Below are 12,405 nucleotides of genomic sequence, written 5' to 3'. Positions count from 1 at the left end.
CCATGCCCGCCATCCGCCTGTCCGACCGCGTTGCCCAGCAGCTGCTGGAGCTGATCCAGAGCACCCAGCTCCAGAGCGGCGCCAAGCTGCCGACCGAGCGGGCGCTGGCCGAGCAGTTGGGGGTCTCGCGCACGGCGCTGCGCGAGGCCATACAGAAGCTGGCCAGCCGCGGCGTGCTCGAAAGCCGCGTGGGCGCCGGCACCTTTGTCGGCTCGCGCGTGCCGCTGTGGCACGAACAAGCCGTCGCACCGCTGGAATCCTTGCTGCGCGACGACCCCCAGTATCGCTACGACGTGCTGGAAGCACGCCAGGCGCTCGAGCTCAGCACCGCCTGGTATGCGGCCCAGCGTGCCACCGACAAGGACAGGGACCGCATCCGCCACTGCTTCGACGACATGCTGCGCCACCAGCAGGCGCGCGATGCCGCCAGCGCGGCCCGCTCCGATGCGCAGTTCCATCTGGCAATTGCCGAGGCTTCGCACAACGCCGTGCTGGTGCAGCTCATGGGCAGCCTCTTCGAGCTGGTGCTTGGCACCGTGGCCCAGAACCGGCGCCTGATGTTCGTGCATGATGATCTCTCGACGCTGGAGCATCTGACTGCACAGCACCGCAATCTCATGCAGGCCATTGTCGACGGCGAGCCGGAGCAGGCCAGAAGCGCTATCGGCCAGCACCTGGCCTATGTTCACGAAAAGCTGTCCGAGTCGGATGCCGAGGCGGCCCGACGCAAGCGGCTGGATCGTTTTTCCTCTTCCTCCGCCATTTTTTCATGATCATCTCCTCCACCACTGACTACCGCGCGGCTGCGCAAAAGCGCCTGCCGCCCTTTCTATTCCACTACCTCGACGGCGGTGCCTATGCCGAGAAGACGCTGGCCCGCAATGTCGACGACCTGGCCGACGTGGCCCTGCGCCAGCGCGTGCTCAAGGACATGAGCCAGCTGGACACCAGCATCGAGCTGTTCGGCGAGAAGTTCTCGATTCCCGTGGCGCTGGCTCCCGTGGGGCTGACCGGAATGTTCGCCCGCCGTGGCGAAGTACAGGCCGCCATGGCCGCTGATAAAAAGGGCATCCCCTTCACCATGTCCAGCGTCTCGGTCTGCCCCATCGAGGAAGTCGCGCCCAGGCTGGGCCGCCCGATGTGGTTCCAGCTCTATGTGCTCAAGGACCGGGGCTTCATGAAGAACGCGCTGGAGCGAGCCCAGGCCGCCGGCGTCTCCACCCTGGTCTTCACCGTGGACATGCCCGTGCCTGGCGCCCGCTACCGCGATGCGCATTCGGGCATGAGCGGCCCCAACGCCGCCATGCGCCGCTACCTGCAGGCCGTGACCCATCCGCACTGGGCCGTGGACGTGGGCCTGATGGGGCGCCCGCACACGCTGGGCAATATCTCCACCTACAAGGGCCAAAACGTCTCGCTTGAAGACTATATGGGCTATCTGGGCGCGAACTTCGACCCCTCGATCTCATGGTCGGACCTGGAGTGGATCCGCGACTTCTGGAAGGGTCCCATGCTCATCAAGGGCATCCTCGACCCCGAGGACGCCAGGGATGCGGTGCGCTTCGGCGCTGACGGCATCATCGTCTCCAACCACGGCGGGCGCCAGCTCGACGGCGTGCTCTCCTCGGCACGCGCCCTGCCTGCCATTGCCGATGCCGTCAAGGGCCAGATCAAGATCCTGGCCGACTCGGGCGTTCGCAACGGCCTGGACATCGTGCGCCTGCTGGCCCTTGGAGCAGACTGCACCATGATAGGCCGCGCCTTCGTCTACGCGCTGGCTGCAGAAGGCGAAGCCGGCGTGACCAACCTGCTGAACCTGCTCGAAAAGGAAATGCGCGTGGCCATGACGCTGACCAGCGTCAAGAAGGTCTCGGAGATCACTGGCGATCTGCTGGTACGGGACTGATCCCGCACAGGCTCCAGCCCAGGGCCGGGCCTTGCGGGGATCAGCGCGCCGCACCCTTCTGCCCCAGCCAGATGCCGCCCAGGACCAGGGCCACGCCCGCCATCTGCACGCTCGTCAGCGTCTGGCCCAGGAACACCCACCCCAGCAAAATCGCCGTCAGCGGACTCAGAAAACCCAGCGGCGCCACCATGTTCGGCTCCAGGCGGGCAATGCCGCGAAACCACAGCACATAGGTCAACGCCGCGCCCACCAGACCCAGCCAGGCCAGTCCGATCAGATGGCCGGGCGTGGGCGCCGGAAAATCCGGTCCGGCCCACAGCGCCACCGGCAGCAGCAATAGTCCGCCGGCCGTGAGCTGCCAGGCGGTGAAGGTCAACAGCGGCACGGGCGGGCGCCACTTGCGCGTGAGCACCGTGCCGCAGGCCATGGAAAGCGCTGCTGCCAGGCCTGCCGCAATACCTGTCGCATCCAGCGCCACGCCGGGCGTGAGCACCAGCAGGGCCACGCCCGCCAGTCCGGCCAGGGCTGCGAGAACCGAGGCCGGTCGCAGTGCACTACCCAGCACCCAGGCCGCGAGAAACACCACCACCAGCGGCTGCACGGCCCCCACAGTGGCGGCCGCCCCGCCCGGCAGACGGTAGGCCGAGACGAACAGCATGCTCCAGAACACCGAGAAATTGAGTGCTCCCAGGATGAACACCCGCAACCACCACATGCCCTGCGGCAGACGCCGTGCAAATGCCAGCAACAACAGGCCTGCGGGCAGCGCGCGCAGCAAGGCCACGGTCATCGCGGGCACCTGCGGCAGTAGCTGCGTGGTGACGATATAGCTGCTGCCCCAGATGGCGGGCGCCAGCCCTGTCAGCAGCAGATCCCATGCCCGGGTCTGCCCCGGTGTTCGCACCGCTTGCCGGGCGCTCATGCGAACTCCAGCACCTGCTCCAGCGGCCGGCGCGGCTTCTGCGGCCAGTTGCCGGCTGCTGCACGGCCCACGGTGACAAGCATCACTGGAACCTCCTCGCTCGCCAGACCGAAGCTCGATGTCACGCCTTCGGCGTCGAAGCCCGTCATCGCACAGGACGCCAGACCCATGGCCTGCGCCGCATGCATCAGCGTCATGGCGCCAAAGCTGGCCGAGCGCAGGGCCTCGTCGCGCACCGCCTGCGCGCTGGCGTACTGCTGCTGCGCGGCCTGCAGCCATCCCTGCGCCATGGCGGCAGGCATGAAGCCCCCGTCCACAAAGGGCTGCAGCCGTTCGGCCAGCGCCTCGGGGTCGGCCAGCACGCCGCAGACGATGAAGCAGACGGCCGCCTCCTGCACCTTGGCCTGATCCTGGGCCAGGGCGCGCAGCCTGGCTTTCGCTGCGGGCGTGCGCACGGCGATAAAGCGCCAGTTCTGAAGGTTGTAGGCCGTGGGTGCACGCGTGGCCAGTTGAACCAGCCGCGCTATCTCGGCATCGGCCAGGCTGTGGGAGTCATCGAAGCGGTTGGCCGAGATGCGCTGCTCGATGAGAGCGAGTGTGGGGTGAGGGGTAGTCATGGCATGACTGTAGATAATTCACCCTGAATTGATAATTGGCTTTTATAAAAATAAACCATTCACCAACAGAGAAGAATCGCATGGACCGACTGACCGCCTTGCAAGTCTTTCATCGCGTCGCGCAGCGCGGCAGCTTTGCCGAGGCGGGCCGCAGCCTGGGCCTGTCGCCAGCCGCGATCAGCAAAAACATCGCCGAGCTGGAGGCCCATGTGGGCACGCGCCTGATCCAGCGCACCACACGGCGCATGGCGCTGACGGAGGAAGGCCGCCTGTATCTCGAGCATGTCACGCGGGCGCTGGATGCGCTGGCCGATGCCGACTCGGCGCTATGCCCCTTCAAGGCCGCGCCCAGCGGCCTGCTCAAGGTCAGCGCACCCATGACATTCACGCTGACGCAGATGTCTTCCGCCATCCCCGCCTTCCTGGAGCGCTACCCCGAGCTGCAGCTGGACCTGCACCTGGACGATCGGCGCGTCGACATCGTGCGCGAAGGCTTCGATCTGGCCATACGCGGCAGTGACCGGCTCGAGGACTCCTCGCTGATCGCGCGTCCGCTGACAAGCATGTCGCATGTGCTGTGCGCCACTCCCGGCTATTTCGAAAAGCGCGGCCGCCCGCACACGCCTGCCGACCTCAACGGCCTGGAGCACATACGCTTCAGTCTCTCGGGCCATGCGGATGCCTGGGAATTCGAGCAAGGCGGGCACATGGAGAGCGTGGCAGTCAACGCGCGCTATTCGGTGTCCTCAAGCCTGGCAGTGCGCGACGCACTGCGCGCGGGCTTTGGCGTCAGCCTGATCCCGCGGCCCTATGTCGAGGAAGACCTGCGCACGGGCCGGCTGCAGGCCGTCCTGGAGGACTGGAGCACGGTGAAGACCACGCTCTATGCGATTTATCCGTCACGCCAGCATGTGACGCCCAAGCTGCGCGCGCTGCTGGACTTTCTGGTCGCGCAGTTCGATTCCGGCAACTGAGCGTCTGGCCGGTTCACCGGCCGGCCTTCAGCGCCGGCGTTGACTCTGGATATGTTCCGGCCCGGCCACCAGGGCGCCGGCACCGCGCACCTCGAGCGCAATGCTGTCCAGCACCTTGCCGGAGGCATCGAGCAGCTCCAGCCTGTGACGCCCCGGCCAGGGCAGCCAGCCCAGCTGACTACCGCGCCCCAGCTCGCGCTGAACTTCTCGCATCACGGGTTGGGCGTTCTTGTCTGCTGTGGCCGGCGCTCCATATTGCCGGGTCACCAGCCGCCAGCGCAAGCTGCTGTCGCGCCAGTCCTGCTCGGCCGCCATGCCGGCCTGGCGCGCCACCAGCTGCACGCGCTGGCTGTCGGGTGGAATATCGGGGTCCAGCGCCAAAATGGTGCCATTGGCCGGGCGCGAGATACGTACAGCGGCCGCAGCCGCGGCACTGCCGGACTTGCTGGCTTTTTGCCTTGCTAGGTTTTTCTGTTCCGTGCCGCCAGCCACGTGATCCATGGCAAACAGTGATTGCTCGGTCCCTGCCACAAACCATTCGCCGCGTGCACTTTCGATAGGCATGCCGCCGCTTGCCAACGCACCGAACTGCACTTGCTGCTGCAGCACGCCGATCGGAGCCCTGGGCGCGCGGCTGGACAGGTTGCGATGCAAAAAGCCCATGATATCGGCCCATATGGGCGCTGCGCCGCTGGTGCCGCTGACCGAATGCATGGCCTCGCCACCCGCATTGCCCACCCAGACGCCCACGGTGTAGCGCTCGGACCAGCCCACGGCCCAGTTGTCGCGCATATCCTTGCTGGTGCCGGTTTTCACGGCCGTCCAGAAGCGCGTGGCCAGCACGCTGTCCGTGCCGAACGTCGGGGCCCGCGCCATATTGTCGGAGAGAATGTCGCCCACGATAAAAGCTGCCCGCGCATCCAGTGCCTGCACCGCGTCGTCGCCGGTTTTGCCGCCGGCCTTGCGGCTTTCAGTCTGAGGCAAGGCCCAGCTCACGGGACGATATTGACCGCTATTGCCCAGTGCCCGATAGGCATTGGTCAGATTGAGCAGCGCGACCTCGCTGCTGCCCAGCGCCAGGCTGAAGCCGTAATAGCCCCCGCTTTCACGCAGCGGCAGACCCAGTTTTTTGAGCTGCTCGAAGAAGGCGTCGGGCGTGACCATGACCAGCGTGCGCACCGCAGGCACATTGAGCGAGGACGCCAGCGCCGTGCGCGCCGACACCCAGCCCTTGAAGCGCCGGTCGTAGTTCTGCGGAATGTAGAGGCCGTTCTGCGTGGGAATATGGGCCGATGAATCCTCGATCAGCGAGGCGGCCGTGATGCGCTTTTCGGCAATCGCCTGGGCGTAGAGAAACGGCTTGAGCGTGGAGCCGGGCTGACGCAGCGCAGTCACGCCATCGACCTCGGACGCCTGGCTCAGCGTTCCTGAGGAGCCCACCCAGGCCAGAATCTCGCCTGTTCGGTTGTCCAGCACCACGGTCGCACCATCTTCCACATTGCGGCCCTGCAGCTCGCGCAGATGCTGCTGCAGGCTGGCCACGGCAAAGCGCTGCAAGGGTGCGCTCAAGGTTGATCGCACCTGCTCCTGCCCCCTGTTCTGGGGCAGCGCCAGCCAGCGCCGTGCGAAATGCGGGGCCACGCCCTCGCTGGCCAGCCATTGACGCCGCTGCAGCACGCTGGAGGTGTAGAGCTGCATGGCCGAGCAATCCCTGGCCGCCACATCGTCGGGCACCATCACCTGCAGCACGCCGCAGGCACGCTGGGCCACCCGCTCCACCGAGGCATTGGGTGCCCGCACCAGGGCTGCGGCAATGGCGGCCTCGCGCGCGTCCAGCCCGTGTGCGGCCTTGCCGTACAGGCTTTGCGACAGCGCAGCGATACCCACGATCTCGCCGCGGAACGGCACCAAGTTCAGATAGGCCTCGAGAATCTGGTCCTTGCGCCAGCGCCTGTCCAGCACCTGGGCCGCCACAGCCTGCCCCACCTTCTGCACCACGCTGCGCCCACCCGGTCCCTGACGCCAGTCTCCATCCAGTAGACCGGCGAGCTGCATGGTGATGGTGCTCGCGCCGCGCGTGCGTGTGTTCCAGAGGTTGCCCCAGGCAGCTGCGGTGACGGCAGCCCAGTCCACGCCGCTGTGCTCGTAGAAACGCTTATCCTCGCTGAGCACCAGGGCCGTGCGCAGTGCCGGCGAGACATCGGCCAGAGCCACCCAGGGTCCGCGGCGCACCGTGCTGTCGGTGCGCAAACGCTGCAGCACCTCGCCTTCGCGCGAAAGCAGCAGGGTCTCCGACGAGCGATGGTCGCTGCGCACCTCGTCATAGCTGGGCACGGCTTGGCTGCTGGCGGCAAGACCCAGCCACAAGGCGGCCGTCATGCCAACGGCTCGCCAGGACGGCTTCATTCTCGAGGGCTGGAAATACCGCTGCATGCCTTGTTTCATGTCTTTGTGCGCTGTTGAAAGTCAGCAGGCATTGTCCCAAAGATGGCATGGCAAACTGTCCGCTCAGACAAGCGGCAATAAAAAAGCGGCTTCAGCGAGCCGCTTTTTTCCGGAACCACCGCCTTTTTCTTCAGGCCGTGAACTTCTTGATCTTGAACGCCAGTATCACCATCAGCACGCCAAAGATGACGGCATAGGTCGCCAGCACCCACAGCATGGCCATCATGCCCGCGCCGGGTTGCATCAGCACGAAGATGCCGAAAAGCACCGAGAGCAGCCCCCCGAGCACCAGCACCCATTCGCCTTGAATTTCCTTGCGCAGACGCAGCGCCGCGACGATCTGCAGCACACCGGTCATCAAGGCCCAGACGCCGATATAGATGGTCAGAACCAGCGCAGTAATCGCAGGGTTGATGACTGTGAGCACCCCCACCACCACACCCGTCAGCCCCCACAGCAAAACCACCCACCAGTGGCGCGACTGCTGGCGGCTCTTGATGGCGGTGTAGATGCCTAGCAGGCCGTCGACAAACACATAGGCGCCAAACACCAGCACCAGCGCGGCGGCGGATGCAACGGGCTGTATCCAGGTCAGCACGCCGAAGATGATGGCGGCGGCGCCGCGCAGCAACAGCACCCACCAGCTACGGTGCAACATGATGGACATGGACGGAATTTCTACAGGCATGAAGACTCCTCTCTTTTAGAACGTGTTTACGTTCTCAGGGTTTCACAACAGTGCGACTTGTGCAGCCACTCGTCTCTCGAATCCAGCTCCGACCCTTAGAACGTGTTTACGATCTCCTCGCGCCGCGACAGAGGCTTTGCGGGATGGGATGCTAGGCGCGATACCGCAGCAATAGCCGTGCTATTGCGAGGATTCGCAACGCCGCAGAGCACCCGCAAAGACACTGTCCCGGAGGGTTGGAGCGAAATCGGGCGATTTCTGCGCGCTGACTCTTGCTTGCACCCCGGTGCAAGCGGCGAGCCATCGCTTCGAATTCATCCCGATTGCGCTCCAACGCGGCCGCGTAGAGATCATAAACACGTTCCAAAACAAGCTCAGCCCAGCGTCAACATCACAGGCTGGTGGTCAGACGCCTGTGTGGCGCTGTCGACACTCCAAGTGTGCACTCTCTGACACAAGCTGTCGCTGACCCATATCAAGTCACATGCCCCGGGCTCTGCTCCCCAGGTTCGATCCACTAGTCTGAAGGTCGGAGGCTGCGGTTGTCCGGGATACAGCACATCCCAGCTATTGCGCCACTGCCCGGCCTGCAGACAGCCTTCCTCGCCGGCAGCCCAAGGTGCGGACAGAACGGCATATTCGGGCTCGTGCGGCTCGAAGTTGAAATCCCCGCAAAGCACGGCATGACGGGTATGCGGCTTGGTTTGATAGGGCGAGCCATCGTTGGCCGGCTGGGGCGGGGCATCCGCCAGCGCACAGGCCTGCATCTGCAGGGCACGCAGTGCGCCGGCCTGCGCCATGCGCTGAAGCGTCGAGAAATATTCGAGATGCGTGGTCATGATGCGCACCGGCCCCAGCGCCGCGTCATCGACCGTGACCACGGAACACATGCGCTGCATGCAGCGCATATCGGCTTCTGCCGGCATGGGCAGCAGATAGTGCTGAACCAGCAGCACCGGCAGCCGCGTGGCAATCAGATTGCCAAAACGCTGATGGCCCCGGGGCGTGAACTCATCGACCGATGCGCCAAAAAATATCTGCCAGCCCGGCAACAGCGCCTTCAGCTCGGCCAACTGGTCGCCGGGCCTTCCTTGCAGATCGGGGTAGTTGACGGCGATTTCCTGCATGCACAGCACATCCAGACCGCCGGACTGCTCGCCCATTTGCAGCGCGTGGCGCACGATGCGTTCCACACTGACCAGTCCATCCATGCCGCAGCACCATTGCACATTCCAGGTCAGGATATTCATCTTGTCGCGTCTTTCCAGATTGAAAGTGGCTGAAGCCCCGGCAGCCACCATTTTTACAGCAGCTGATCAGGCCAAGTTCTCGCGCAACTGGAACACATTGCCTTCCTTGTCCATGGCATTGCAGGCCGCAAAGCCAGGACCTTGCCAACGCTCGTCAAACACCTGTCCGCCCAGCGCCTGTGCAGCGCTTTCGGCTTCGGCAATCGCCGGCACGGTGACGAAGAACTTGAGCGCCACATCGGCACGGCGCTGCGGTGGCGTGCCGATCTTGACCCGCGCCGCAATCTCGGCAGGCAGGGCGTGAATCACCAGTTGCAGGGCTGCGGACTCCAGCACGATGACGTGCGCATCTTCATGCAGTCGCCGCATGCCCAGAACCCGCTCATAGAAGCCTGCCAGACTCTGGAAATCCTTGGCATAAATCAGCACACCAGCAGCAGCGGGACCGGGCATCGTCAACTCCTCAAATGGTTTGACTGTATCCCAGTCACTTGATGCCTGCGCGCATGAAGCTTTGCACGAACTGGCGCTGGAACAGCAGGAATGCAATAAGCAGCGGCCCTGAAGTCATCAGTGTGGCGGCGCAGATAGTCGACCATTCCACGCCCGATTCCACGCTGGAGAAAACCTGCAGGCCCACGGTGAGCGGACGCGACTGCACGCTGTTGGTGATGATCAGAGGCCAGAGAAAATTATTCCAGTGAAAGCTCACCGAAACCAGCGCAAATGCCGTGTAGACCGGCCTGGCCAGCGGTACGTAGACACGCCAGAGAATCTGCAGCGTGCTGGCACCTTCCACGCGCGCGGCTTCGTCCAGCTCGCGGGGTATGCCCATAAAGGTCTGGCGCAGCAAAAAGATGGCAAAGGCCGAGGCGAAATACGGCAGACCTATGCCCGCCAGAGTATCGACCGCTCCCAGCCCGGACATGGTCTGATAGTTCGCCACCAGCAGAATGTCCGGCATGATCATCAGCTGTATCAGCACCAGCGCAAACGCCACATTGCTGCCGTGAAAGCGCAAGCGTGCAAAGGCAAATGCAGCCAGCGTGGACAGCAGCAGTTGCACCGCCAAAATCATGGCCACCAGCAAGATGGTGTTGAGAAAATAGCGCGCAAACGGCGCGGCTTCCCAGGCATGGCGGAAGTTCTGCAGCGTCCAGGGCGCGGACAGATCCAGGCGCGTGGACGCATCGGAGGGGTGAAACGCCGTCCAGACAGCATAGGCCAGCGGCAGCAGCCACAGCAGCGCCAGCGTCCAGGCGGCCAGGGTGTCCAGCCATGAAGCGCCATAAAAGCTCACGCCCTGGCTCTCCCGGGCGCTCCTGCGCCCCGGCAGAAATGAAGCAGCTGTCATTGATAGTGCACCTTTTTGTCCAGCACAAAGAACTGGAACAGTGCCACGGCAGCCAGCACCAAAACCAGCACCACGGTGATGGCCGCGGCATAGCCGGTGTCCCAGAATTTGAAGCCCACTTCGTAGAGGTGATAGAGCAGCAGCGTGGAGGCATTGTCCGGCCCGCCACGTGTGAGGATGAACACATGGTCCACGAGCCGGAAGGCATTGATCACGGCGTTGACCAGGATGAACAGCGTGGTCGGCATGAGCAGCGGCCACTGCACGCGGCGCAGGAAATACCAGCGCGATGCGCCTTCGATGACCGCTGCCTCCTTGAGGCTGGGGTTGAGCGTCTGCAGCGCGGCCAGATAGAAGATCATGAAAAAGCCGGCCTCCTTCCACACGGCCACCAGCGTGATGCAGGCCAGGGCCGTGGACGGATCGCCCAGCCAGTTGTGCGCGTCCAGGCCCAGTGCGCCGCGCAACTGCTCCAGCAGTCCGTACTGAGGCGTGTAGAAGAACAGCCAGATATTGGCCACGGCAATCATGGGCAGCACCGTGGGCGTGAAATAGGCCATGCGCAGCAAGGCCCGCCCCGCGAGCTTCTCGTTGACCCACAGCGCCATCAGCAAGGCCAGCCCCATGGACAGCGGAATGGTGGCTGCGGCAAACCAGAGGTTGTTGCGCACGGCCTGCCAGAAGACGGGATCATCGACCATGAGCGCATAGTTTTCCAGCCCCACCCATTCGCCGGACTGGCCGCCACGACCCGTGGCATGCAGGCTGTCGATCAACGTGGACAAGGCCGGCCAATGTGTAAAGCCCAGCAGCAGCAACAGCGCCGGCATGAGCAGCAGCCAGGCATGCACGGCCTGCTTTCGCGCTGCGGCCTGCGCCAGCCTGCGGGCGGTCCTGGATGGCAAGGGCGCAGACATGACGCCCTTGTCGGTTTCAAGCGCCGGACTGCTCATTACTTGTAGCGACGCAGAATGCGCTCGGATTCCTTCTGCGCCTCTTCCATGGCCTGGGCTGCGGTCTTGGTGCCGTTCAGGGCCGCCTGAATCGCATCGTTGAGCACCTTGGTCACACGCTGGTTCTCATGGGTGGAATACTCGGCCACCGACACCTGCAGTTGATCGCGCGCCACCAGTGCCTGGGGAAATTCCTGGCCGTACTTCTTGAGTGCGGGAGTCTCGTAGGCTGCAGGCGAGACCGCCACATAGCCGCTGTCCATGCTCCACTGCGCGGCACGCTCTGGCTGGGTCACCCATTTGGCAAACTCGAACGCAGCCTGCTGCTGCTGCCTGGGCGCATTCTTGAAGATGTAGAAATTGCCCCCGCCCGTGGGCGAGCCCTTGCGGACATTGCCGGCGATCTGGCCCACGCCGAAGTCGAACTTGGCATTGGCACGGATATTGGTGAGATTGCCCGTGGTCGTCACGATGATGGCGGCCTTCTTTTCCATGAAGTCCCTGGGCGTCGTGCCCCACTCCACCACACCTGCCGGGTGCACGCCGTCCTTGACCAGGCCGACCCAGAAGTTCAGCGCTTCCACCACCTTGGGGTGGTTGAGCATGACGCGGGTGCCGGACTCGTTGGCCAGCAGCACATCATTGGGCGTGGTCAGGGTCTGCAGCATCCAGTAGCCAAAGCCGGTGGACGGAATCTGGATGCCGTATTGCACGACCTTGCCGCTGGCGTCCTTCTTGGTCAGCTTGTGGGCGGCCTCCTTGAGCTCCTTCCAGTTCTGAGGCGCCTGGTCGGGGTTCAGGCCGGCCTCCTTGAAAGCTTCCTTGTTGTAGTACATCACCACGGTGGAGCGCTGAAAGGGCACGCCCCAGGTCTTGCCACCGGTCTGGCTGTTGGCCATGAAGGCGGGGTAAAAGCCCTTGAGCCAGGCCTTGTCGGCATCGGTCTTCACGAAGTCGTCAATAGGCGCAATCGCGCCCTCGTCCATCAGCGTGAACATATCGGTGGACAGCAGCACCGAAGTCGCAGGCGCCTTGCCGGCCTTGTGCGCCGTCAGCGCCTTGACGATGGTTTCCTGATAGGTGCCGGCATAGATGGGCGTGATCTTGTATTGCGGATGCGCCTTGTTGAAGTCCGCCGCATAACCGTCTATCACCTTGGTGATGGGGCCGCCCACGGCCACGGGGTAATAGAAAGGCACTTCCAACGGGGACTGCGCAAGAGCAGTGCCCGCCAGGCCAAGGCCGGCGGCAGCGGCGATCACGCCATGAACAAAGGTTTGACGACGCATGGGAATC

General features: G+C 64.1%; 12 protein-coding genes. 3 read left to right on the top strand and 9 right to left on the bottom strand.

What is annotated here, in order from left to right; all coding sequences use genetic code 11:
• Window positions 1–2: 2 nt before the first annotated feature.
• Window positions 3–773, top strand: a complete 771-nt coding sequence (gene lldR / locus AAIL66_RS00925) for a transcriptional regulator LldR (protein WP_034353291.1) — start codon at window positions 3–5, stop codon at window positions 771–773.
• On the top strand, window positions 770–1,906 hold the full coding sequence (gene lldD / locus AAIL66_RS00920) for an FMN-dependent L-lactate dehydrogenase LldD (RefSeq protein ID WP_034353288.1): 1,137 nt from the start codon (window positions 770–772) through the stop codon (window positions 1,904–1,906). Before lldR ends, lldD begins: the two co-directional genes overlap by 4 nt.
• 40 nt (window positions 1,907–1,946) lie before the next feature.
• Here the strand turns inward: lldD and AAIL66_RS00915 are convergent, their stop codons facing one another.
• On the bottom strand, window positions 1,947–2,828 hold the full coding sequence (locus AAIL66_RS00915) for an EamA family transporter (RefSeq protein WP_343495803.1): 882 nt from the start codon (window positions 2,826–2,828) through the stop codon (window positions 1,947–1,949).
• Window positions 2,825–3,445, bottom strand: coding sequence for a nitroreductase family protein (locus AAIL66_RS00910; RefSeq protein WP_034353286.1), 621 nt, complete (start codon window positions 3,443–3,445; stop codon window positions 2,825–2,827). The genes AAIL66_RS00915 and AAIL66_RS00910 overlap by 4 nt, the downstream gene beginning before the upstream one ends.
• Before the next feature lie 80 nt (window positions 3,446–3,525).
• Here AAIL66_RS00910 and AAIL66_RS00905 point away from each other — a divergent pair, with 80 nt between their 5' ends.
• A complete protein-coding gene (locus AAIL66_RS00905) occupies window positions 3,526–4,419 on the top strand; it encodes a LysR family transcriptional regulator (protein ID WP_034353283.1) in 894 nt (297 codons plus the stop codon).
• A gap of 27 nt (window positions 4,420–4,446) precedes the next feature.
• Here the strand turns inward: AAIL66_RS00905 and pbpC are convergent, their stop codons facing one another.
• From pbpC to AAIL66_RS00870, 7 genes are all read right to left on the bottom strand, one after another.
• Entirely contained in the window at window positions 4,447–6,798 is a 2,352-nt protein-coding gene (gene pbpC / locus AAIL66_RS00900) for a penicillin-binding protein 1C (RefSeq protein WP_242607110.1), read from the bottom strand.
• Between the two features lie 196 nt (window positions 6,799–6,994).
• Entirely contained in the window at window positions 6,995–7,552 is a 558-nt protein-coding gene (locus tag AAIL66_RS00895) for an HdeD family acid-resistance protein (RefSeq protein WP_343495802.1), read from the bottom strand.
• Window positions 7,553–7,926: 374 nt separating this feature from the next.
• Complete coding sequence (locus AAIL66_RS00890; protein WP_034389430.1) at window positions 7,927–8,802, bottom strand: endonuclease/exonuclease/phosphatase family protein; 876 nt, start codon at window positions 8,800–8,802, stop codon at window positions 7,927–7,929.
• A gap of 66 nt (window positions 8,803–8,868) precedes the next feature.
• Window positions 8,869–9,255: a VOC family protein gene (locus AAIL66_RS00885; RefSeq protein WP_034353277.1), complete on the bottom strand. Its 387-nt coding sequence runs from the start codon at window positions 9,253–9,255 to the stop codon at window positions 8,869–8,871.
• Window positions 9,256–9,289: 34 nt separating this feature from the next.
• Entirely contained in the window at window positions 9,290–10,156 is an 867-nt protein-coding gene (locus tag AAIL66_RS00880; protein ID WP_343495801.1) for a carbohydrate ABC transporter permease, read from the bottom strand.
• Window positions 10,153–11,073 (bottom strand): sugar ABC transporter permease, encoded by a 921-nt coding sequence (locus tag AAIL66_RS00875; RefSeq protein ID WP_343495800.1) that lies wholly within the window; start codon window positions 11,071–11,073, stop codon window positions 10,153–10,155. Before AAIL66_RS00875 ends, AAIL66_RS00880 begins: the two co-directional genes overlap by 4 nt.
• Window positions 11,074–11,108: 35 nt before the next feature.
• Window positions 11,109–12,398 carry an ABC transporter substrate-binding protein gene (locus AAIL66_RS00870; RefSeq protein ID WP_343495799.1) on the bottom strand — a complete coding sequence of 430 codons (1,290 nt, stop codon included), beginning with the start codon at window positions 12,396–12,398 and terminating at the stop codon, window positions 11,109–11,111.
• Between the last annotated feature and the right edge of the window lie 7 nt (window positions 12,399–12,405).

The organism is Comamonas sp. F1-6, from assembly GCF_039581415.1.
GTDB classification, from domain to species: Bacteria; Pseudomonadota; Gammaproteobacteria; order Burkholderiales; family Burkholderiaceae_C; genus Comamonas; species Comamonas thiooxydans.
The sequence above is the reverse complement of the archived record's forward strand: the minus strand, read 5'-3'. Positions and strand labels throughout refer to the sequence as shown.